18 protein-coding genes and 2 pseudogenes are annotated in these 22,411 nt (G+C 56.1%); 13 read left to right on the top strand and 7 right to left on the bottom strand.

The features are described from left to right. Nucleotides 1–65 precede the first annotated feature (65 nt). Nucleotides 66–236, top strand: a pseudogene (locus QN399_RS20205) (YkgJ family cysteine cluster protein); the annotation flags it as partial. Between the two features lie 489 nt (nucleotides 237–725). On the opposite strand, the gene QN399_RS20200 reads toward QN399_RS20205, so the two are convergent. The 4 genes from QN399_RS20200 to QN399_RS20185 all read right to left on the bottom strand — a co-directional run bounded on the left by QN399_RS20200 (nucleotide 726) and on the right by QN399_RS20185 (nucleotide 2,899). Then, a complete protein-coding gene (locus QN399_RS20200; RefSeq protein WP_330201516.1) occupies nucleotides 726–1,685 on the bottom strand; it encodes a hypothetical protein in 960 nt (319 codons plus the stop codon). A gap of 30 nt (nucleotides 1,686–1,715) precedes the next feature. Then, a complete protein-coding gene (locus tag QN399_RS20195) occupies nucleotides 1,716–1,949 on the bottom strand; it encodes a WYL domain-containing protein (protein ID WP_330201515.1) in 234 nt (77 codons plus the stop codon). A gap of 142 nt (nucleotides 1,950–2,091) precedes the next feature. Next, nucleotides 2,092–2,328 (bottom strand): hypothetical protein, encoded by a 237-nt coding sequence (locus QN399_RS20190; RefSeq protein ID WP_330201514.1) that lies wholly within the window; start codon nucleotides 2,326–2,328, stop codon nucleotides 2,092–2,094. Beyond that, nucleotides 2,285–2,899, bottom strand: coding sequence for a hypothetical protein (locus tag QN399_RS20185; RefSeq protein ID WP_330201513.1), 615 nt, complete (start codon nucleotides 2,897–2,899; stop codon nucleotides 2,285–2,287). The genes QN399_RS20190 and QN399_RS20185 overlap by 44 nt, the downstream gene beginning before the upstream one ends. A 364-nt stretch (nucleotides 2,900–3,263) precedes the next feature. Between QN399_RS20185 and QN399_RS20180 the strand changes: the two genes are divergently transcribed. From QN399_RS20180 to radC, 5 genes and pseudogenes are all read left to right on the top strand, one after another. Beyond that, nucleotides 3,264–3,593 carry a hypothetical protein gene (locus tag QN399_RS20180; RefSeq protein WP_330201512.1) on the top strand — a complete coding sequence of 110 codons (330 nt, stop codon included), beginning with the start codon at nucleotides 3,264–3,266 and terminating at the stop codon, nucleotides 3,591–3,593. Nucleotides 3,594–3,648: 55 nt separating this feature from the next. Beyond that, nucleotides 3,649–4,617, top strand: a complete 969-nt coding sequence (locus QN399_RS20175) for a DUF932 domain-containing protein (protein WP_330201511.1) — start codon at nucleotides 3,649–3,651, stop codon at nucleotides 4,615–4,617. Nucleotides 4,618–4,697: 80 nt separating this feature from the next. Then, complete coding sequence (locus QN399_RS20170) at nucleotides 4,698–5,702, top strand: lambda-exonuclease family protein (protein ID WP_330201510.1); 1,005 nt, start codon at nucleotides 4,698–4,700, stop codon at nucleotides 5,700–5,702. A 95-nt stretch (nucleotides 5,703–5,797) separates the two neighbouring features. Continuing rightward, a pseudogene (locus QN399_RS20165) lies at nucleotides 5,798–6,718 on the top strand (hydrolase or metal-binding protein). A 51-nt stretch (nucleotides 6,719–6,769) separates the two neighbouring features. Next, entirely contained in the window at nucleotides 6,770–7,267 is a 498-nt protein-coding gene (gene radC, locus QN399_RS20160) for a DNA repair protein RadC (protein WP_330201509.1), read from the top strand. Nucleotides 7,268–7,869: 602 nt separating this feature from the next. On the opposite strand, the gene QN399_RS20155 is transcribed toward radC, so the two are convergent. Beyond that, nucleotides 7,870–8,922 carry an ADP-ribosylglycohydrolase family protein gene (locus QN399_RS20155; RefSeq protein WP_330201508.1) on the bottom strand — a complete coding sequence of 351 codons (1,053 nt, stop codon included), beginning with the start codon at nucleotides 8,920–8,922 and terminating at the stop codon, nucleotides 7,870–7,872. Between the two features lie 11 nt (nucleotides 8,923–8,933). Next, complete coding sequence (locus QN399_RS20150) at nucleotides 8,934–9,188, bottom strand: hypothetical protein (protein ID WP_330201507.1); 255 nt, start codon at nucleotides 9,186–9,188, stop codon at nucleotides 8,934–8,936. 117 nt (nucleotides 9,189–9,305) lie between these two features. On the opposite strand from QN399_RS20150, the gene QN399_RS20145 reads away from it, so the two are divergent. The 7 genes from QN399_RS20145 (at nucleotide 9,306) to QN399_RS20115 (ending at nucleotide 19,046) form a co-directional block, all read left to right on the top strand. Next, on the top strand, nucleotides 9,306–10,181 hold the full coding sequence (locus QN399_RS20145) for a WYL domain-containing protein (RefSeq protein WP_330201506.1): 876 nt from the start codon (nucleotides 9,306–9,308) through the stop codon (nucleotides 10,179–10,181). A gap of 1,194 nt (nucleotides 10,182–11,375) precedes the next feature. Continuing rightward, nucleotides 11,376–12,740 (top strand): metallophosphoesterase, encoded by a 1,365-nt coding sequence (locus tag QN399_RS20140; protein ID WP_330201505.1) that lies wholly within the window; start codon nucleotides 11,376–11,378, stop codon nucleotides 12,738–12,740. After that, nucleotides 12,740–13,768, top strand: a complete 1,029-nt coding sequence (locus QN399_RS20135; protein ID WP_330201504.1) for a GTPase-associated system all-helical protein GASH — start codon at nucleotides 12,740–12,742, stop codon at nucleotides 13,766–13,768. The genes QN399_RS20140 and QN399_RS20135 overlap by 1 nt, the downstream gene beginning before the upstream one ends. Before the next feature lie 89 nt (nucleotides 13,769–13,857). Then, complete coding sequence (locus tag QN399_RS20130) at nucleotides 13,858–14,796, top strand: hypothetical protein (RefSeq protein WP_330201503.1); 939 nt, start codon at nucleotides 13,858–13,860, stop codon at nucleotides 14,794–14,796. After that, nucleotides 14,793–15,635 (top strand): hypothetical protein, encoded by an 843-nt coding sequence (locus QN399_RS20125; protein ID WP_330201502.1) that lies wholly within the window; start codon nucleotides 14,793–14,795, stop codon nucleotides 15,633–15,635. The genes QN399_RS20130 and QN399_RS20125 overlap by 4 nt, the downstream gene beginning before the upstream one ends. Before the next feature lie 4 nt (nucleotides 15,636–15,639). Next, nucleotides 15,640–18,258 carry a hypothetical protein gene (locus tag QN399_RS20120; protein WP_330201501.1) on the top strand — a complete coding sequence of 873 codons (2,619 nt, stop codon included), beginning with the start codon at nucleotides 15,640–15,642 and terminating at the stop codon, nucleotides 18,256–18,258. Between the two features lie 458 nt (nucleotides 18,259–18,716). Beyond that, entirely contained in the window at nucleotides 18,717–19,046 is a 330-nt protein-coding gene (locus tag QN399_RS20115) for a hypothetical protein (protein ID WP_330201500.1), read from the top strand. Between the two features lie 172 nt (nucleotides 19,047–19,218). On the opposite strand, the gene QN399_RS20110 is transcribed toward QN399_RS20115, so the two are convergent. Continuing rightward, entirely contained in the window at nucleotides 19,219–22,401 is a 3,183-nt protein-coding gene (locus QN399_RS20110; RefSeq protein WP_330201499.1) for a type I restriction endonuclease, read from the bottom strand. Between the last annotated feature and the right edge of the window lie 10 nt (nucleotides 22,402–22,411).

The raw sequence follows: 22,411 nt of genomic DNA, 5'->3' as shown, positions 1-22,411 counted from the left end.
TTTGTTGCCGCAAGGTTCTTCTGGCGTAACAAACAGGGTATCTTGATGGGGGGGCCGGCGCTTGTCGGCACTACAGTGATGCCGACAAGCGCTGTCTGATCTACGAGACGCGGCCGGATATCTGCCGGGTGGACCGGCAGTACCGGATGCACTACGCGCAGCGATACAGCTGGGAGGTGTTCGTGGAAGTGAATGTCGAGGTTTGTCGGCTACTGCAGAGCCAGGCAGAGGGGTAGCTCTGCCACAGATCGCTTAGACGTGCTGAAAAACCGCTTCGGGTCCAGGCTGCGTGAAAACGCATGCGCCGTTTTGTAGTCTGCGTTGCTACGTAAAATCTGTCGGCGCTTGTTTAGTCAACAGACCTGAAATTTACGTAGGAATGCTATTTTCGTTTCGGCTCTGACTGTCAAACTTGCTCTAAAACGTTTTCACACAGCCTGGACTGTGGATTCAACCTGTGGATGCAACACACTAGATACTGCGCCAGCAGGAGGAGAAGTGTTGCAGATGAAGCAATGACCTCGGATTCATTACACCGAAACCCAGAAAACGCTGATGTGGGAGCGCTGGCAGAAAGGCGACTCTCTCCAGCAGATTGCGCAACTGTTTGCGCTCAACACTGGCTTCCGCCCAGCCAATTGGTGTTCCATCCAAGCTTCTACCGCTGTATGAGCAAGTACTGTTTCAGTGAGTAGCGTTTAAGGCATCACCATGGGCACGCCCAGTCATACTTTCTTGGCCAGGGCTTCGCGCACATCCGCGTCTGAGTCCTGGGCAAGCAGTCGTCGCGCAGGGGCGCCAAGGCTTTTGTTTCTAGCCAGTGCCAGACGCACATCCGAGTCGTCGTCGCAGGCCAGGTTCAGTTGTACCGCTTCGGCCAGGTTATCCCTGCCGGCCAGGGCTTCGCGCACATCCGAGTCGTCGTCGCGAGTCAGCTTCAGTTGTACCGCTTCCGCCAAGTTATCCCGGCCGGCCAGGGCTTCGCGCACCCCCCAGGATTCGTCGCTGACAAGCTGTAGTTGCGCAAGGACACCGAGGTTTTCGTTCCTGGCCAGTGCCAGACGCACATCGGAGTCGTCGTCGCGGGCCAGGTTCAGTTGTACCGCTTCGACCAAGTTATCCCGGCCGGCCAGGGCTTCGCGCACATTCGAGTTGTCATCGTGGGTCAGGTTCAGTTGTGCCGCTTCGCCCAAGTCATCCCGGCCGGCCAAGGCTACGCACACATCGTAGTCGTCATCGCAGCTCAGCTCCAGTTGTACCGCTTCGGCCATGTTTTCCCGATTGGCCAGAGCTTCACGAACCTTCCAGGACTCGTCGCTGGCAAGCAGTAGTTGCGCAGGGGTACCAAGGTTTTCGTTCTTAGCCAGTATCAGGCGCACATCCTCCTCCCCGTCGAAGGTCAGCTTCAGTTGTACCGATTCGGCCAAGTTATCCCTGCCGGCGAGGGCTTCACGCACCTTCCAGGATTCGTCGTCACTGCTCAGGTTCAGTTGTGCCGCTTCGCCCAAGTTTTCCCGACTGGCCAGAGCTTCACGCACCTTCCAGGATTCGTCGCGGGCAAGTAATAATTGCGCATGGGCGCCAAGGATTTCGCGCCTGACCATTGCCAAACGCACATCCTCGTCGTCGGAAATCAGCGCCAGCAAATCCTCGTCGTCGGTGGTTTTTTTCACGTATTGGTTCATAACGTTCATCCTGTTTGTTGTGTCGGGCTTTCAAGGCAAATAATCAGTCAGCTCATCGCGCAGCTTCTGCTGTAGCCAGACGGGCTCAAGAATATGTACATGGGGAATCCAGTAGCGAACAAGTGGCAGTAGCTGGTTGGCATGGTTGACCTGGCAACGCACGATTAACTGCCCGTCGTCCAGTTGCTCGACCAGATCCGTGTCTGCGAAGTTAATGGTAAAGGACGCCGCGCTACCTTGAGGCGAATTGTTCGCTGGAGGCATGGTGCAGAATTTTCCGTCTGACTGAGGAGCACCATGTATTGATTGGGATTGCCTAACGGCAATTCAATAGCAGATGGCCATTACATTTTGAGTTTCAGGGCCCGTCTGTTGCCTACTGAACCAGTAATGTTCACGACTTTCATTACCTTGCCCTCCAGTTTCGCAGGTCGTTGAAATCACTCAGTTCCAGCGGCACATCATCCGGCAAGGGCGGGAACACCAGATCACAGCCGAGCACGGCGGTGGCTGCCGTTCTGCCAGGGTTGCCTTCTTTCTGGCGGTCGTCGTCGCCGGCAATAATCAGCACGGCATCCGGATAGCGCTGGTGTAGATGCCTACCCAATGGCAGCAGGTTGTGGCAATTCATGGCACAGGCCACGGCGGTGCCGGTTTCCTCGTAGAGGGTGGCTCCGGTTGCCCAGCCTTCGCAGATGGTCAGCGGCTGGCCGAGGGGGCGAATAGCAGCCCTTGACCTTGCCACCACTAAGGAACCACTTGGTGCCGTCCGCGAAGATGCGTTGCAGGTTCACCAACTGCTTCGCGTAGTACAGCGGCACCAGCAACTTGTTATCAAGCTGGTGCAAGCGGTGGGGGAGGCAGCCTTTGGCGACCAAGTAAGGATGATTGGGGTCGGCGGGCCAAGCATCACGCCATAGCCGCAGGGCAGTTTCGGCGGCCTCTTGGTGGCGCCTGGCCCGCTCAACGCGCTGGCGCACCTGCTCGGCCTCTAGTGGGCCGGCCGGCGCGCGGCTGCTCCAGCTCTGCCAGTTGCCGCCATCTTTCCAGGTGCCATACCAACCCGAGACGATGCCGTCAAGGAAAAGCTGATAGGCGCCGTTTTTGCTGCCGTGTCGGTCACCCGGAACGTCGAAGCGGTGAATCTGCCCATCCGCTACCGGCACAAAATCCAGCCGACCGAACGCGTTTAGCAACTCACCGAGGAACTCCATTTCGGAGCGATGTACGTTATGAGATACCGCATCAGCATCGTTTCGATTGAACCTAGCGGCAATTGGACTTTGTCTTTTTTTGAGGATCATTTCTCAGGCTGGCAGCCACGCAGGATTTAATAACTACCATCGACCAAGCGACATGCCCGGAATACTGAATGGACTACGTCTGGTCCGGCCAAGGCGCTATGTTCAAATAGCTCGCACTGGTGGCCTGAATCCGCAGGCTACCAGCCTATTTTTTAACTTACAGTTTCTTTCAAACCTATATCACCTCTGTGAATGCCCTACCGGAATCAACTGCGGTAGGGGCTTTGGCATGCCTGCGTTTTACTCGAAACGCTCATCACTTGAGGATCTGCATATGTATACCCCTTGCCCAAGCTGCAACTCTGGACGAGTCGTCACGAAAAATATTGGTAAGCAAACGGGTGGTTTGATTGGCGCTGCAGGTGGTGCAGTCAGTGGGGCCGCCGGAGCCCTGTCGGGTGCGGAAGCCGGTGCAATACTCGGCATAGTCGGCGGGCCTATTGGGATCGCTGTGGGCAGTATCGCTGGCGTCATACTTGGAGGGCTGTTTGGTGGTGCTGCCGGCGGGATCGCCGGGGCCACGCTGGGTGAACAGATTGATAAGAAGGTGCTGGATAACTATCAGTGCCTGGAATGCGGTTACAGCTTCAGCATCAACCGTTAAGTCGTTCTTTGTTGAAGCCACGCTCTTTTCCATTCATTCCGCAGGAATCTTTCTCATGGCTCATCTCATTGAACAAATGGCTTACGTTGGCGCTACTCCCTGGCACGGCCTGGGCAGTCGCCTCTCCCCGAAACAACCGCTGGAAGTCTGGCAGCGTGAAGCGGGTATGGACTGGAAGATCCAGGACAGCCCGGTGCATTTCAAATCCGAGAGCATCGGTGCTCTTGGATCGATTCACTCTTTCCCTGAACAGAAGGTGCTGTATCGCTCCGACACTAAGGCCCCGTTGTCGGTGGTCTCCAACCGCTACCAAGTTGTGCAGCCGCGTGAAGTGCTGGAGTTCTACCGGGATCTGACTGAGGTTTCGGGCTACGAGTTGGAAACCGCTGGAGTGCTCAAAGGCGGTCGCAAGTTCTGGGCACTGGCCCGTACTGGACAAGGCATGGCGTTGAAGGGCAACGACCAGGTGAATGGCTACCTGCTGCTGGCCACCTCCTGTGACGGTACCTTGGCCACCACCGCGACCCCAACCACTGTGCGGGTGGTCTGCAATAACACTCTGACCATCGCCCTGGATGGCACTACCCGCGCGATCAAGGTGCCGCACAATACGTGCTTCGATCCGCAGGCAGTGAAAAAGCAGCTGGGTATTGCTGTCTCGCAATGGGATTCCTTCATATACCGCATGCGCGCACTGGCTGAACGCAAGGTGCAGTGGCATGAAGCAATGGGCTTTTTCATGAACGTGCTGTGTGATGCCAGTCCTAACAGTCCGCTACCGGCAGTACTTCCCAACGAGCGGGCGCTGCGCAAAGTCCAAGGATTGTATGAAGGCCAAGGTCGTGGAGCGACGCTTGAATCAGCTCAAGGAACTGCGTGGGGCTTGCTCAACGCCGTGACCGAATATGTCGATCATGAACGACGTGCCCGAAGTACTGAATACCGCATGGACTCTGCCTGGTTTGGCCAAGGTGCTGTCATCAAACAACGCGCCCTGCAGGCAGCACTACAACTCGCCGCCTAGCTCAACTCACCTACTCAACTATTAAAGCACCTAGTCAGCTTCTGCTGGCTGGGCGTTTTTATGCAGCACAGGAAAACATCATGGGCACGCAAACTCTACAACAACCCAGCAGCAAACCCCGTCCGGCATTGCGCCTGGTGGGCACAAAACAACTGCCGCGCGAGGACTGGTTGGCCGTGCGCAAACAAGGTATAGGCAGCTCGGATGCCGCCGCTGCCGTGGGCCTTAACCCCTACAAGTCCCAGCTTGAGCTGTGGATGGAAAAAACCGGGCGTGATGGATTACTACCAAAGCTAGACCCGCATGATGAGGAAAGCCCTGCTTACTGGGGCAACATCTTGGAGCCGATTGTCGCATCGCATTACACCAAGCGCAGTGGTCATCGGGTACGACGCATCAATGCCGTGCTGCAGCATCCTGATCCTAAACTACCCTGGATGCTGGCCAACATCGACCGCGAGGTCATCGGCGCCGACGATGTACAAATCCTTGAATGCAAAACTGCCGGCATCAACGGTGCACGCCTCTGGAAAGAGGGCGTGCCGGAATATGTGCAGTTACAGGTCATGCACCAACTCGCAGTCACCGGTAAGCAGGCGGCGGATGTGGCGGCACTCCTAGGCGGGCAACACCTGGAAATCCATCGGATTGAACGGGATGATTCCATGATTGCCCGACTGATCGACCTGGAGCGGTTGTTCTGGGATTACGTCGTCAGCGACACGCCGCCACCGGCTGATGGTTCTACCTCAGCGGATCAGGCGTTGCGCTGCCTGTACCCGCAGGACGCCGGACACACCTTGGACTTCAGTCAGGATGTTCGACTCAGTGCCACCTTTGCCGACTTACAAAAGGTGCGCGACTCGATTGCTCAGCAGGAAACCCAGGAAGCCCAGCTCAAGCAGACCTTGCAGCAAGCCATGGGCGATGCCAGTCGTGCGCTGTTCGAAACCGGTGGAGTTACCTGGAAGAAAGCCAAGGACAGCGTGGCACTGGACATACCGCGCTTGCTGAAAGACAAGCCCTATCTGAATGTGCGCTATTCGACCAGCAAAACCGGCAGTCGGCGTTTTCTGCTGACGTGAACGCGTGCCGGTTATTCAGATATCCCCTCCCCTCAATGCCACCCTGCCCGTTCACGCGGCCTCGGTGGCTTTTTTTCAGACGCAGGAGTCACATCATGCTCAAAGGCTTGGCGATAACACCGCCCGTACTCGGTCGCATTTCCATCGGCAAGGTCGTCGAAAAGAACGGCAAGCGTCTGCCGGAAAAGGATGATCAATTCACCCTCACCTCCCAAGTACAGAGCCGCGACGGCTGGTTACTGCATCCACTCAACGAGGAGCTGCGCAATGGCCAGGAAGGCAAGCTGCGCAGCATTCCGATCCGGCTGCTGTTCAACGAGCCCGACCTCAACTTTCGGGCTGACTACAGCCTGTTCGACCGCACTACAGGACGACCACTGTGCGTCGGCAATGGCGAGACCTGCAAGCGTTTGACCAAGGACGGCATCCAGTCGTTGCCCTGCCCTTCACCGGATGGCTGTTCACTGGCTCAAGGCAATGCCTGCAAGCCTTATGGCCGGCTGAACGTCGTAATTGGCGATGACGATCCGCTGGGCAGCTTTGTCTTTCGCACCACCGGCTTTAACAGCATTCGCACTCTGGCTGCACGCCTGCATTACCTGCAAGCCATCTCCGGCGATCGCCTGGCCTGTCTGCCGCTGGACTTGCGTCTGCGCGGTAAATCCACCCGCCAAAGTCATGGCACTCCGATCTTCTACGTGGACATCACGGTACGCAGCGGGCTGAGCCTAGAAGATGCCTTACTGGAAGCCAAGCAACTGGAGGAAACCCGGCAAGCCGCGGGCTTTGACCAGAGCGCCTTGGATCACGCGGCCCGGCAGGGCTTTAACAATGGGGCCTTTGAAGACAGCGAGGAGGACACCGGCGCCATCGTCGAGGAGCTCTTCCCCGTCATTGAAGATCAGCCCAGCCGTATAGAACACTAAGCCCAACTGGCAGCGCCTGCCAAACCCTCACTCGCCCAAAAGCTGGTGTCGCAAGCCACGCGGCACAACGGCAAGCCCACCGTCCAGTAACCGGGTTTCTCAAATCCCTCCGTTCTCACGCATTCGTACAGGAATACCCACATGAAATATCACAAGCTCAGAGCCGGTGAAACGACCGGTACCTATGTCATGGAATCCCCGGTCACCGAGGCTGACATCCTGCAGATGGCTCAACAACTGGCGATGAGTCGTCTGTCTAAAGGCCGGGCACTGACTGAGCCCAAGCAGGTTTTTAGTCACCTGCAAACACTGCTGCAGTACCACGAGTACGAAGTCTTTGCTTTGCTACTGCTCGACACCAAGCACCGGGTAATAGGCTTCAGGGAGCTATTCCGGGGCACGCTGGATGGTGCCAGCGTGTACCCACGGGAAGTGGTCAAGATCGCCCTAGAGCACAACGCCGCCGCCGTAATTATGGTTCACAATCATCCCTCCGGCGACCCGGAGCCCAGCCAAGCCGATCGCACGCTGACCACCACCCTCAAGAACGCTCTGAACATGGTCGGCACCCAAATATTGGATCATGTGGTTGTGGGCCATGAAGGTTGCGTGTCGTTGGCCGAACGAGGTTACCTGTAGCTCCTAGGCTCACACCACCCGATAGACTGCCCTTTGCTGATGCTAGGGCGGTCATCGGCAGGGTAACTCCCCTCACTTATTTTTTGTCGTGATCCAGCGGTTGTACTCAGCTTCTGCTGCAATCGAAACTATGACCTCCCGACGCCTAAGGGCGCCCGCAGTCGGCCTAGCTTTTTTCTTTAGTCGTGCCGAGAACACTCAATCAGAGTGCCTCTGTCTAATAGCCGTAAACCTACGAGTAAGCTACCGGGTCAACTCTAGCTTCCAACCGGTGAGGCGAAGCTCTTCGCGACTTCCGTTTAGGGAGGCGCTGATTTATTCAAAAAACCTGTTGTTGCCCCCTGACAAATCAAGGCCTCCAGAGCATTTCAGGGGTAAAAAACCGAATAAATCAGCGCCTACTTAGGCAACATTCACTTCAGCCAAGCACTCATTTTGTGCCAAGTCCGAGCGGCGCCTATGCAATTGTCGACATCCCAGATCAAAAACTGGTGCGCTATGCCTTGATGGCCCGCGACACACACACAAACGCAAAAGGCCTAGGCGGCATTGGCATCGCTAATCTCCGAGTACGTGCTCACAATTCATTACCATCAGTCCTCTCAGTGACCGGGATAGGCGTACTCGATCTGCTGATCAAACTCCCCGCCATACCCACAAAAATCCCGAGGCACTCTTTCGATATCCTTAGCGACTTGTTCGATGACGTCGCGCAATTCCAGCTTTTCATACCAGCGTGCAGGGATCGCGGCGGGGCCATATTGAATACCCAGTAGATGCCCGGCGATCAGCCCGGTACTGTCACTGTCCCCGCTGTGGTTCACAGCGTTGATCACACCTTGTTCGAAGGAGCCAGCGCTGAGGGCACACCACAACCCGATGGCCAGTGCTTCTTCCGCCACCCATCCCGCTCCGAAATGTGCTATGCGTTGCGGTGTAGGCCGATAGCCTTCGTAGAAAAAGAACAACACACGTTCGAGCATGCTGCGGGTTTCTTCCATTCCCGCTTTCTGACCATGCTTGGCCAGGCTTTCCGTCACCGCATGTTCCAGGCTGCCTTGACGATCAACCATGTGCTGGAGAATGTCAGCGAACAGTCCTGCCGCCATGTACCCCGTAGGATGCCCGTGAGTCAGGCGGCCGGATTCGGAGGCATATTCAAAGGCGTTGGCGAAGAAGGCGCAGGGCGCGACGCGCATGACTGCGCCGCAACCTTTGCTGTCATTGTCTGCCAGCATGCCAAGTCGGGGGCTGGCCTTGAGGGCGCTCAGACAGGTAGTGCCAGGGGCACGACGGGACCAGAGGGGGAGTTCGGCGATCAGCCAGCCGTCTCTGCTCACTTGCATTGCAGACTGGCAGTCCTGGGTCATCAGCCAGCGCAGCAGTGCATGATGAATGACGCTGGGCACGTGGCAGGTATGCCCCAGACTACCTCGCACAAAAGCACGCAGCAGGCCTTCGGCGGTGAACAGCATCATTTGGGTGTCATCAGTAATTGCGCCGATATGGCCATAAGCCGGAGCAAAATCGACGATACCGCCTGGGCCGAATTTCGCTTCGATGGCAGGCCATTCAAGGAACTCCACCGGAGCGCCTAATGCATCGCCAACGGCGCCACCGAGCAAACAACCTTTGATTCTGTCGAGTCGGTTCACGTCATTACTCTTCACGCTGCCGGTACCAGTGCCTGCAAAATCACCACCTTCCCCTTGAGCTGTTCGACATGTGCTTTCTCCGCTCGCAAAGCCGAACGCAGCTCTTTATTCTCCATTTCCCAGATGCTCGCCCAGCGTTCAATCTTTTGGCAGCCGAGCATCATCTGACAGATCTCGCGTAACCTCAGGATCTGCATTACCAGCACTAGCAGGATCACTCCCAGTAACATCAAAGCACCTGTAGAAACCACGTCCAACGCGTCCATTTTGTTTCCTTGATGAGTTCGAGAAGTCTCGAAGACAGGAACAAGATATGTAGCATCTGACGACAGGTCTACAATGTAGACTTATACAGGTAAAGAATTCGCGCACATGGAGGGGACATGAAACGTAAGCAATCCATCGAACAAGTCCGCTGGGACCTGGCACTTCGCTATCGTTTGATCGAAACGGTCGTCTGGTGGGAAGGTCGGCTGACCACGGGCCACCTGATCCAGAGCTTCGGTATCAGCCGGCAGCAGGCGTCGAAAGACATCAACACCTACATCAATGAACATGCGCCTAAAAACCTTACATATGACAAACAAATAAAAGGCTATGTGCCGAGCAAGGCGTTTAAACCGCTATTCATCGATGACAGCGCCAGCGCTTATCTGCACCTGCTTTATCAGAACAACGAGCGGGCTCCGCACATCGAAGGCCTGGCACTAGCCTATGCCCACACCAAGGTGTTGGAAGTACCGGATCGGCCGATTCGGCCGGAGGTCCTGCGCCCTTTGCTCAAGGCCTGTCGCGATGGCCTGCGCCTGGAAACCGAGTACGTGTCGCTCAACACCCCTAACGTGGAAATTCGCCTCATCGCCCCTCACACGCTGGTCTACACTGGTATGCGCTGGCATGTGCGGGCTTACTGCGAGAGGAACGGCCAGTACCGCGACTTTGTACTCAGCCGCCTACGAGGCCAGCCGGATTTGCTCGACGAATCGCCAAACACTCGTGAGCTGGATGAAGACTGGAACACCGAGATACCGGTCATCTTTGCAGCCGATGGGCGATTGAACGCGGCTCAGAAGTCAATCATCGAGACCGACTTCGGCATGATTGATGGTCAGCTAGTGGTGCCCAGTCGCAGGGCGCTGGTGAAGTATGTATTGCAACGCTATCAGATCGACCCGAGAAACCAGGCCACCAACCCCGAGGCACAGCAAATCGTGGTAACCAACCTAAAGGAGCTGCGACCCTGGCTCATGCATGACTAATCCTCAAGCATCTGGTCGAAGGCGTGTTGCCCCGAGTCGATCGCTCGATTACCAGTGAAACACCGGAGTGCCGGTGATGATTATTCCGGACGAGCGTCTTATGTCGGCTCAGGAGGCGATCATCGAGACTCACTTCGGGATGCTGGGTGGTAGGCTGGAGATTCCCAGCCTGAGGCGCAGAAGATCTGGGTGGAGAATCTGAGGCGTTGAACACTTGCTGTATGACTGAGCAGTTGCATCTCCCGCTCAGTACACAGGATCAATCATCAGCGTAAAAACTCACTGCACGACGGAGCGCATCTCGTACATGTGCGCGGATAACGGGCGGCCCAAGCACTTCGATCTAGTCCGCGTTGCTGAGCAGAAACAATCTCAAACCTTGAGTATCGCGCAAGGGGCAATTCAGATCCCATTTACCGTCGGACGATTGCACCACGGATTGGTTATCTGACGGCCGATTCTCTTTGAGTCGGTTATGCAGGTTGGCGCCTATCCTCGGTGGGTTGTGCCTGATGCGTAATTGCATGGACTTGACCACCCATTTGCATTGCCACTGACCAGTCAATTGTATCCGTGCTGACCAACCGTTTGCATTCGACTTGACCAGCACACGCCGTAGTGACGACCGGCTGAGAACGACCGATTCTGTTGAAAAAGTCGGCTTCGGTTTCCACGGCAGAAAAGTATGCGCTTTAGATTGAAATCCTTGCTTTGCGCAGAGGGTTCTGAGCTCAGATTTCATGTAGCAGCGCGCAAAAAAAGCTTTTTCACCGCTCAATGCATGGGCGGCCAGGCGGGGTCGACTTTTTCAACACAATCGACCCATAGCTGCCGTTGGCGACTGGCAGAGATCGGCCAAAACCGGACTGTCACAAAGGGCCGCAATCACCCATTACGGACGAGCGGAGCAACGCCTTAATTTACTCAGGAGTGAGCTATCGGAATGAGTGATGCGCCCCAAGCTCTCGCTCATACTTAACCCGTGCTAATGCAAGTCGACTGTCACGTCATCACCCTGCATCCGAAACTTCCAGTTATGACTGGCTCTCCTTGCCAATGTTTGCCCATCCGCGAGAATCACTATCAGCAGCTTTGAGGAAAATGCAGGGGCCTAGCCTGTAATTCGTCGCAAGAAGCCGCTGAAAATGTTAGAAATTGCCGTTGTATTTACAGGCGGCAGAGTAAGGAGCGCAAATGTCAGCAGTCTTTGTTCATGTGTCCGATATCCATTTCGGTCAAGAAAGGGATGATCGAGTACACATTCATGCTGACGTGAAGCAGCAATTGATCGCGGATGCCAGGGAGGTAGTCTCGAAGATTGCGGGAGGGGCTGCCCACGGCATCTTGGTAACCGGCGACATTGCCCAATCGGGAACAAAGGCCGAATACGATGAGGCTGGCAAATGGTTGGATGAACTGGCAGCGAGCATAGGCGTAAAAATTAGCTGTGTTCAGATGGTGCCGGGCAACCATGATCTCGACCGGACAATGCTATCGCCGGCTGTGAGAAGCATTCTCGATCACATTCGAACTGGCGGGCCTTCGGAGTACGAGGCGTACTTGAGTGACCCATTGACCCGGGCTGCACTCTTCGCCCGTTTCAAGGACTATGGCAGCTTCAGTTTCGGCTATGATTGCCCCCTCAATGACGAGGCTGCCTATGCCTCCGAGATGGTAGTGACGCTTGCACCTGGACGAGCAATCCGCTTCATCCGGTTCAATTCCTCTCTCCTCTGTCATGGTAAAGAGCGCGATGAGCATCCAGAGCTGATGATTGGTGCTCGGCAGTTCACCATCCCCCGCGCAGATGGAGTGGAGAATGTTGTCCTCGTTCACCACCCTCTGAGCTGGTACAAGGATCAAGATCAGGTTCGGGATTACATCCGAAGCCGGGCACGGGTTTTTATTTCGGGCCATGAGCACAACCCGAGGGTATCTGTCGACAATGTTGAACAAGGTTGCGACCTAATGATGCTCGCCGCCGGCGCTACCGTTCCCTTTAAGTCTGACTCCGTCTACACCTTCACTTACAACATAATTGAATTCGACTGGGACGAGGAAATAGATGGTTTGTCGGTGACGATTCATCCCAGGGCATGGAGCGCGCAGCGAACTTGCTTCGAGGCTGATAACCAGCGTCTGGGTGGTGGGAGTCCCAACTATCGGTTGGGCTGCCCATCCTTTCGCGAGGTGGATCGCCAGGGCGCGCCTACAACGGCTCAACCTGGAGATGTCCCGCCCGCGGAAGGAAACGCACTCTCCGTGGAGCCGACTATCGAGATGGTCCCAATGGAATCTTCGGATGGGGAGCCAATGCTCATGCCACCGTCGGTAGAAGGTTACGAGATCGCCCGGCTCAGGTTCTTCCGAGACCTACTCGAAGGGGAGCGTCTACGCATCCTCGTAGCGCTGGAAGCTATTCCGGAAAAGTTCGATGAGCCAATGTCGCAGGGTCTGGAAAGAAGACTGTTGGACCGGGTTGTGCGGGATGGAAAGCTGGGTGAAGTCGAGAAGATGATCAATCAGGTTATTGACGAGAGAAAGGACGGAGTACAGTGATGGAGAATATTGCGGTTCACATGCGGATTGCCAGCGTCAGCGTGAGTGATGACGATGTGAATTCTCGCCGCACTGCAGCAACTAACCTTGCAACAGCTTGGGGAAAAGAGTCATCCGTTTCCAAAATACTGTCCAAGGCGGCGGATGCTGCCGTAGCTCTGAACGGCGACGGCAAGCCATCGGCCGCACTGGGCGAGGAAGTCCAAAAAGCAATCCAAAAGAAGTCCGCCTCGTACCTGTATGAGGAGCGCCCACTCGATGTGAGCGTATGTGCTGGCATGGCGATGATTTCCATACTTGGTGCCACCCCAGGTACTAGGGGATACTCGAGCGTCGATTTCTATGCTGCAGCGCTGTGGTCCGTCCTTGCGTATCAACCGGTACTGGAAGCCGACCGACGCGAAAAGCTCCGTCGCGAGGTTCTGGACGCGGCTATTAAGTGGAGCACGACGTCGGCTGAGGCAGCGAGAGAGCGAGCGGACGTCCCCGATCCCTCCATCGTAAATATTGCAATTGGTGAAGATGGTTTACCGACCCACAATATTGCTGATGCATTGGCCAAGACGATTGAGGCGCTCCGTCGCAATGCGGCCCTGGATCGTGAAGAACTGGATTTCCTGTGGTGGGCTCAACTTGGTCGCAGTCGGTTACTAAATAGACAGCTATCCGCGATCGCCGAACCGACACGGATTGTTGCCGCCGGCATCGAAGGCGCAAGGATGCTTCGCCGCCTTCCCTGCGAGGTGCATCGTGAGATCGTCTTACGGACGCTGGACCAAAATACAGAAATTGATCTGCCGGAATTACTCGCGGCCATTGGTGATGATCGAGAGCTACTCGGCGCGGCTTTCATTGAGGGCAGTGTCGCCAGCTATCCTGCCGTTTTCCCTTTCCTTCATGCGTTGGCTACAGGTGAGGCGAACGGCGCGGGTGCGACCGTGAAACGGCCAGTTTCGGAGTGGGGCGAGCGGGCGTTGCTGGAGGCCGGGTTCGCCAAATTGATATCGCATGGCCCGGCCAAGCTATGAGCGGATCGTGCACATTCGAGGGATGCACTGTTGACGAGACAGGGACCTGTGCGCTCGAGCGGGACCCATTAACCTGCGACAACCGTTCCGTGAACGAAGCAGCTAACCTGCCGTCAGCGGATGTTGGAAGCAACGGCGAAATCTCATCGCAGTTCGGTGATCGGTTGGGCGCAGCGGTGCTTGAACAGCCAGACCGTGCCAGCGCGTTTCCCTCCAGCCGTGCGCTAGGACTAGAAGATTTGAATGCGATGATGGGCACCCGGTATGTCAACGTGGTTGGCATCCTAGGCGATCCGGAGTCCGGCAAAACGGCATGTCTGGCCAGTCTGTACCTGCTGATATCGCACGCCAAGTTAGAAGGTTGGTCATTCGCCGACAGCAAGAGTCTGACGGCTTTTGAGGAGATTGCGCGCGGCGCCCGAGACTGGAACGATGGCAGGGCGCCAGAACAGATGACGGTTCATACCGAATTAGCGGACGATCATGGCCCAGGTTTCCTGCATCTTCGCCTCATCAGACGCTCGGACGGGCGGCGCGTCGACTTGGCGCTTCCCGACGTGCCAGGGGAATGGACGCAGATGCTCGTTAGTACGGCAAGATCAGATCGGCTGGAGTTCTTGAAGTCGGCAGGAGCTATCTGGATCGTTCTAGATGGCCGTTCGCTCGCGGACATCGAGAAGCGTCATGGACTTATAGCTCGGGTGGGGCAGCTCGCTGCACGTTTGAAAACCATGCTCGAAGGTCGCACGCCACGATTGATTGTGGCGGTAACTCATCGCGATTTGCATGTCCTCGAAGATAATGTTGCTGGGCGATTGCGGACCGAACTCAACCGACGCGGTGCAGAGGTCGAGATCGTGGGCGTCGCCCCCTTCTCTGATCAGCCGGAAAATGTGCCAGCAGGATTTGGCCTAGCCGAACTAATCAACCTGACCGTCGGCACAGTGCCTGACCGCCCTCCCTTCTGGCGTTCGACCAAACCGGTTGAGGGTGGTCGTGCATATCTAAGCTACAGGAGCAGCCAATGAGCCGTTCAATTGTACTGCTTGGCGGTCCTGACTCAGGAAAGACCAATTACATCGGCTCTCTATGGCGGGTGCTCGATGCAGGAAGTGGAATCTTGCATGCTGCGGACCAGCCTGATGATATCAACTTCGTGCTCGACATCACCGATCATATCTTTGCGGGAGAGTTCGCGCCGCGCACGGAGCACAGCGATGCACGGCGAGACTTCGAGGTCGTTGTCGCTGCGACGGAAGAGGGACCCCAAGCCAGGATCGTTGTGCCAGATATCTCAGGCGAACTATGGCGAAACGCAGTTATCAATAGCGAGATCGACTCAGACTGGATGACCGAACTGAAGCGAGCCGATGGTGCTTTGCTCTTCGTGAGGGTCGGCTCGGACCAAGACGTTCGGCCTCTCGATTGGGTGACGTCACGTACTCTGTTAGAGAGGTTCGGAGGCGAGGAGGAGCCGAGCCTTCCCACGCAAGTAATGCTTTGCGAGCTAATCCGCTTCCTGGAGGTTTCGCTCACCAACCGCGAGGATGGCGCACGCCCCCGCCTGTCCGTAGTCGTCTCCGCGTGGGATTTAGTTGATGCCGAAAAATTTCAACGGGGTCCCTTCGCTTATATTGAACGAGAGTACCCTCTCGTCGCAGGTAAGTTGACCGACTTGGAGAGCCTAGATGTTCGGATCTTTGGTCTAAGTAGCGTTGGTGGCGACCTGGAGCACGACGCTGCCTACCGGGAAGCCTTTCTTAAGGCAGGGCCCGATGGTCATGGGTGGGTCGCGGTAAATGAGCAAAATGGCTGGAGGAAGGACCCCGATATCACACTTCCCATCGCTTGGGCAGTAGGCCTCTAATCCTGTGATTACTGCGGAAGTCCAAATCCACGGCTATCGAAAGGGGCACCAGTTGCTTGCTTCGTCAGCCATATTGTCAAAGGACGATCAGGCGGTTATAGATCGCCTTTCGGACGTGGCCGGCCCCCTACGCCCCAAAGAGCTGTTCCCGCCTTATCTGTCGGCCTACCCGCTGCCTAGCGGAAGCTATTACGTTATCGCCAGAACATGGCAGGATCACACCGTTTCCCGGGCGGGCTGCGTCCGTACCATGAGCGTATTGATTGATGCGCAGTTCTGGTCACTCAAACCGCCGCTCCTACCCATCCTTCGTCTTCTCAGCTCCGCCGAGTTGCCTACCGAGCAAGATGCGGCGCGTATTGAGTTGGAAGAATCATTTGAGGAGTGCCTTCCTTCCGCTTCTCCTGTTAATGCAGGAGAATTGCTCGAGGCACTTTTTCTTGAAGATGCGAAGCCGGTAGTGGTATTCGATGCACCAGATCCCGAGTTGATCGCCTTGCGCTTACTCACTGCGCTTTGGCCCGACATGCGGCGACGGTTCGCACTGTCGACATTCGCACTTTCTCCCCGAAAGATTGGAGGTCGCGACCTCGATCTCGTCTTTGCACCGATGACTGCCAAGGCCAAGTTCAGTGACTGGCCAGGCCGTCGTGTGGATGGCCGATCGTTTCAGAAAAACCGACATAGGTGGACAAGAGCGCTAGTACGCCGTGTCTTTGAGGAGCCTCTGCCCAAGCTACTATCCGATCGGGAAATCAACCTGCTGAGTGGCAGTGATGCGGACAGCGCAGCAGCTTTGCGTATTGCACTGCTTTGGGACGAACTTCTCGAAAAATTGCATCAAACTCCCACCGCTGTACTAGGGCTATTGGATATTGCCAATTCGGGGATGGTCAGCAATGAAGTAGCAGTCAAGGTACTGGAACCTCTGCTGGCCGAGGCCGCTCATCGGGCTGCAAGTACTCTACCCACCAACGACGCTTGGGAGTTCGTCGGAGCGATCGCACGAAAGATGCAGGGACATTACATGCAAGCGAGCAAGGTCGCGGTGGAGCAGCTCGCCGGGCAGCTCGCTGGGCAAGCTCCCGATGGTGCTATAACGTTTTTGAGCCAGCCCGATCCTAAGGGGATTATCGTCGGTCTGATCCCCAGCATTGCAGCAGGTCTTGGCCAGGGATCGGACGCATACGTCGAACAGGCGCTGCTCAATGCGCCCATGGACATTCTTGCGAGACTTGTCGCTCAGGGTGGTGACTTGGCCGGTCGGGTCGCGAAGGATGATGGGCTTCTCAAGAGGATGGGAGAAGTCCTAACCGCGGTCGACCGGGAACTGGCAGATGAGGCAGGCAAGATGCTGCTTCCCTTTCTGATCGATGATTGGCAGCTTGTTGCTGCCAAGCAGATAATCACAAGACTGGACTCCCTGGCCGTAGCCGCCGAACTACATTGGTTGGGACAGGCCAACGGCTTCAAAGCCAAGCGACTCTGCTCCATGCTTATCGAACACGCACGCAAGGTCCGAGGACTGCCACTCATCCGCGATGTTCTGATGTCCTCAGAAGCCTCAGTGCAAAGGGACGCACTGCTCTCCCAGTCGATCGATCCCGTCGAGACTGATGTGCTTTGGCTTATGGGGGAGAAGCGTCTGTCCAAAACTACGTCTACGAAGATGCTTTTGAAGGTGCTTGAGCGCGCCGACAGTGGACAGTTTGCAGAGCTGCTCTCTGCCCCGACGATTGTTGAACGAGTTCTAGATCTCCCTCCTGAAGATTCTGCCGACGTGTTAGTGCGGATGGCAATGCAGGATAGCCTTCCAATGAACACGCACACTCGCGTCATTAGTTCAGTGATTCCCAGGATCAACGATGCCCGGAAGTTTGAGGTCGCCGAACGCGTAATAGGAAGATGTTTGCGTAACCGTTTCGATGGTGACGAAAGCGATATCCTACCTATGCTGCTCGGCATTCTTGGCGCACGACTTGATGGCAGATGGGTAGCAAACGCGGGATTAGGGCGTAGCATCGATATGGAGGTCGCGCGCCGGAATCTTATCGTCTACGAGAAGGCCCCTCCGGCTGCACGTCAACGTATCGTTGAGGCTGTTGATGAGGTTGCCTTTGCGCTGCAGGCGCGGCAAGGCATCGATTTGGATGAGGCGTCCAGCGAAGCCTGTGCAAATCTCATGTTCGATGCGGAAAAAGCATCGCGTAAGACTTTACTGACTGCAGCTGGATTGCTGATGCCATTGTTGCTTCGTGCCCGGCACCAACCTGTCTCGCTGCTGGTCGCAGCCTTATACCCATTGCTTTATAGGGAGCTAGCAAACTCTGACGACGTGCCTGATCTCTTAAAATTTGTCCCCTTCCTCGATTGGGATCGCTGCAGGACGGCGCGCCGTGAGCTAGTTGACGCATTCATGTCGTCTTCATGGAAAGCCGGTGATCTAGCTCTGACTGCGCATCGATGCAGCGACGTGGCCAGAATCCTAGAGCAAGTAGCCAAGTCATATGGTGGCGAGAAATATCTTGTGCTGATCGAGAATGATCTAGGCCGCCTAAATGATAATGATCGGCGGATGGTCGAGCGGAAAATCTCGGATATCAAGTCAGACAGAGGCTACTAGTTCGACCGCTAGGAGAATGAGTTAACGGGTGTTCCGTGAGTGTCCGCCTTTGGTCGTTCTATGCCGGTCACGACCGGCTGCTTCTGGCCGAGGCTGTGTAAAAACGTTTTTGAGCGCGACAGGTACTCAAAACCGGACTGAAAATCGCGCTCCTACGCGAAATCCACATCTGCTGACGTGCCGATAAATTTCAGATTTAACGTAGACGCGCACACTTCAATTTTGGCGAAGCGTTTTTACACACTCTGGGCCGATTTCTGCCTGTCTGCGCCACCGGCAGCAATGCGCAGGTCTCAGCCGATCATGGTTACTAAGCGTGCTGGTCAAATCCGATGCAATCGGTGGTCAGATCGAATGCAAACGCTTGGTCAAGTGCAATGCAAACGAGTGGTCAGTACCGATGCAATCAGTCGGTCAAGTGGAGTGCAATTTCGCACCTAATTCCGGTGTTCTGGAAAGTGAGTTTTTCAAGCAGTGCGACCGATCTGGCGATCATGGCCGGGCTGCTGAGTTCATTGAGTTGGCTTGTGCCACATGTGCAAATTCTCTGGATAGAACTACAGAAAAACAAAGAGTGCCCGCACTGTCATCATCGTGCGATAAAGCTCACCGGCTACCGGGAAGATATCTATCAAGTGCGATCCGTGGAGCAGATTGTGAACAATCGCCTGACGGGCAACCGAAAATCGCGGCAGGTAACAGTCACGGACCATGAGGTGACGCAGGATTTCGCTTGCATGGATTGTCGGCACAAATGGACGCGAAGTCATATCGCGCGTGGCTTCTAAATAAAAAACCAGCAAGGAGCAGCCCACAGGACAAGATCAGCACTCTTCGGAACGAGCCATGCTGAGGGCGCCCTCCCCGAGTCGGATAAACGGCATAAGGCAGACAGGAGGCTGAAGTGCCTCCTGTCTGCCTAAATGCTATTTTCTTTTTTTGGTCTGGGCTGCTGAAAGCTTAGACCCTGCTCGAACTCAGCAAGTCTGCCCCAGCATCCTTCTTCAGCAACTCATACACCACCGTCAGGAACACATCCCGCGTCGCCTCGTCGCTCAGCAGCTTGGTGGCCATGCTGGCGTGGCTACTCATGGCACCGGCAATCGCTTGAATGGCTTTCGTCGGCAGGTCGGCCTTCATGGCCTGATCCATGGTGTTGTTCTGCACCTGGGCCATGACCACGCTGTCGCTGCGCAGCTTTTCTGATACATGCACGGCAAAGGCCACCTGATCAGTGTCGGTGATGTCCTTGCCAAAGGCATTGTTGAGCTTCTCGATGAGCTCGGTGAGGTATTTTTTCTCGCGGTCGCGTGCTTCGCGCAGGCCGTTGTCGGTCATGCCATACAAACCAGGAACCTCAGCCAGCACGCCAACGCCGGTCAGATCATCGCCTTTCTTGATCTTGTAGTGGGTGAGTTTCAGATCACCCAAGTCGACCTGCTCGGCACTGATCCCTTTCAGGCGCTTGCGCAGCAGTCGTGCATAGCTGGCGAAGGCTTCTAAAGCAGGGTCTCCAAAGTCCACCAGTTGCGCGATGTACTCATAGGCACGCACAAACGCAGTCAGGCTCTCACTGAAGACCATCAGCTCGTCACGCGCCTTGCAGTATTCAGCGCGCTGCACGTCGGCGTACTGCATGCCCTTGTCGTCGCCGCTGTCATGGGCGGACTCCCACGCCTTTTCCCACTGATCGATGGCATCGTTAAGTGTCTTCAACTTGCCATTAAAGCGGTCGGTGGCCGACTGAGTCAGTGAGTAGAGTTTCTGGTGCGTGACACTCAGATCGACGATGGCATTGCCGAACGCCTCAACCTCGGCCTGCTCATAAATGAACATGCCATCCAGCCGCTGTTTGATGTCGTAAACGATGTTCGGGTCCTGAATGTCCGTCACCTGGGCATCACGGTAGAAGGTTTTGAACCCCGCGAGGATTTCCTCGGCCTCGTTGGCAAAGTCGATGGCGTAGGTCTTGTCCTTACCGGGGAAGGTACGGTTCAGGCGTGAAAGTGTCTGCACCGCCTCGACGCCGGAGATTTTTTTGTCCAGGTACATGGCGACCAGCTTGGGCTGGTCGAAGCCGGTTTGGTACTTGTTAGCGACAATCATCACCCGGTAATCCGGTGTATCGAACACCTTGCGCATATCGCGGCCATGGAGGCCTGGGTTCAGGTTGGTTTCGCTGAACTGATGATCCGTCGGCAGGCCGCTTTCTTCTACGTCACTGTTGGGCACTTCGCCAGAGAAGGCCACCATGGCCTGCACGTTGTTGTAGCCCTTGCGATGACAGTAGTCCTGCAACGCCAAGTGATACTTGACCGCTGCGGCACGGGAGCTGGTCACAATCATGGCCTTGGCCTGACCACCGAGCAGGTGCGCAACGTTCTTGCGAAAGTGCTCGGCAATCAACTCGACCTTCTGCCCGACATTCACCGGGTTGAGCGCCAGCCACTTGGCCAGCTTGCGCCGGGCGCTCTTTTCGTCCACCCGCGTGTCATCGACAAACTCGCTGCCGATTTTGAACGCCACGTTGTAACTGGTGTAGTTCTTCAACACATCGAGGATGAAGCCTTCATCAATGGCCTGCTGCATGGTGTAGAGATGGAACGGTGCCGGAGGATTATCCTGCCCCACCGGCAGCGCCGAGTTGCGCGGGCGACCGAACAAGCTCAGGGTTGAATGCTTGGGCGTAGCGGTAAAGGCAAAGTAGCTGGCGTTACCGGGGCGGCTGCGCGAGGTCTGCCACACGGATAGACGCTCTTCCTTGGAGAGCTTTTCCCACTCTGCCTCGCTCTGGCCGGTCAGTACATAACGCAGATCATCGGCGGTACTGCCCCCCGTCGAGCTGTGCGCCTCATCAATGATGATGGCGAAGCGACGGTCGCGCAGGCTCTGTTCACCGAGAATAATTTTTTGCGCATGGGGAAAGGTTTGCAGGGTGCAGACAATGATCGGCACGCCCTCCAGCATCGCCTTGGCCAACTGCTGGCTCTTGGGCAAGCTGGATTGCTGGCGGTCGATGGCACACACCACACCAGCCTGATGCTCAATCTGCTGGATAGCCTCCTGCAGTTGCTGGTCCAGCACCTGGCGGTCCGTCACCACGATCACGCTATGAAAATACGGTTCGCCATCCGGACGGCGCACACGGATCAGTGAATGCGCGGTCCAGGCGATGGTGTTGGTTTTGCCCGAGCCAGCACTGTGCTGGATCAGGTAGGGTTGTCCCGCCCCTTCGATGCGCACGGCGTCAATCATCTTGGTCACACCTTCCCACTGGTGAAAGCGCGGGAAGATCAGGCCTTCCTTGAAGTAAGTCTTACCGTTGACGTCCTGGGCTTCCTTGCGCTCCTGCAACACGAAGCGATGGAAAATGTGCAGCCAGTTGTCTTTCTGGAGCACACGTTCCCAGAGGTAGCTCACCGGATAGCTGCCGTTGTCGCCTGGCGGGTTTCCAGCAGCACCATCATTGCCTTGGTTGAATGGCAGAAAGAACGTCGAGTCACCTGCCAGCTTGGTGGTCATGCGGATGTCGCTGTCGCTCATGGCGAAATGCACCACCGCCCCTCGTTTGAAGGTCAGCAACGGCTCCAGACCACCACTCTTGCGCTCAGGCCTGCGGTCCATGCGGTACTGCTGCATCGCGGCCTCTACTGACTGGGTGAAGTCGGTCTTCAGCTCCACGGTCGCCACGGGAATGCCGTTGATGCAGAAAGCCAGGTCGATCTCGTCAGCTTTGTCAAGCGAATAGCGCAGCTGTGGCACCACGCGCAGGCGATTAGCGGCATAGCGCGCAATCACAGTTTCGTTGCGACCATCCTCTGGCAGGCCCTGGCTCATGGCCAATGTTCCACCACCCGCGACAGCAAAGCCGTAGCGCAGCACATTAATAGTGCCGCCCTCGATCTTGTTCTCCAGCTGTTTGACCAAGCGATCCAGCACGACGTTTTCGGTGCCTGCGCCATTCATGGCACGCAGCTTAGCCATTGCCTCGGGCTGGCTGTCCTCTAGCCAACCGAGCACATCCTCAGAAAATAGCGCACGCGCCGCGTCATAATCAGCGGACTTGCCGACCAGCCAACCGCTGGCCGTCAGTTGCTCGACGATGTGGCGTTCAAGTTCGCATTCGTGGTGGATGTGTGACATGTCTGATCCT

This window comes from Pseudomonas sp. 10C3 (assembly GCF_036346185.1).
Classification (GTDB): Bacteria; Pseudomonadota; Gammaproteobacteria; order Pseudomonadales; family Pseudomonadaceae; genus Aquipseudomonas.
This window is presented reverse-complemented; position numbering and strand designations above follow the sequence as displayed.

Coding starts and splice junctions, on each gene's coding strand:
- QN399_RS20200 (WP_330201516.1), bottom strand. CDS start 1,685: ATGAACCAATACGTGAAAAAAACCACCGACGACGAGGATTTGCTGGCG.
- QN399_RS20195 (WP_330201515.1), bottom strand. CDS start 1,949: ATGCCTCCAGCGAACAATTCGCCTCAAGGTAGCGCGGCGTCCTTTACC.
- QN399_RS20185 (WP_330201513.1), bottom strand. CDS start 2,899: ATGGAGTTCCTCGGTGAGTTGCTAAACGCGTTCGGTCGGCTGGATTTT.
- QN399_RS20180 (WP_330201512.1), top strand. CDS start 3,264: ATGTATACCCCTTGCCCAAGCTGCAACTCTGGACGAGTCGTCACGAAA.
- QN399_RS20175 (WP_330201511.1), top strand. CDS start 3,649: ATGGCTCATCTCATTGAACAAATGGCTTACGTTGGCGCTACTCCCTGG.
- QN399_RS20170 (WP_330201510.1), top strand. CDS start 4,698: ATGGGCACGCAAACTCTACAACAACCCAGCAGCAAACCCCGTCCGGCA.
- radC (WP_330201509.1), top strand. CDS start 6,770: ATGAAATATCACAAGCTCAGAGCCGGTGAAACGACCGGTACCTATGTC.
- QN399_RS20150 (WP_330201507.1), bottom strand. CDS start 9,188: ATGGACGCGTTGGACGTGGTTTCTACAGGTGCTTTGATGTTACTGGGA.
- QN399_RS20145 (WP_330201506.1), top strand. CDS start 9,306: ATGAAACGTAAGCAATCCATCGAACAAGTCCGCTGGGACCTGGCACTT.
- QN399_RS20140 (WP_330201505.1), top strand. CDS start 11,376: ATGTCAGCAGTCTTTGTTCATGTGTCCGATATCCATTTCGGTCAAGAA.
- QN399_RS20135 (WP_330201504.1), top strand. CDS start 12,740: ATGGAGAATATTGCGGTTCACATGCGGATTGCCAGCGTCAGCGTGAGT.
- QN399_RS20125 (WP_330201502.1), top strand. CDS start 14,793: ATGAGCCGTTCAATTGTACTGCTTGGCGGTCCTGACTCAGGAAAGACC.
- QN399_RS20110 (WP_330201499.1), bottom strand. CDS start 22,401: ATGTCACACATCCACCACGAATGCGAACTTGAACGCCACATCGTCGAG.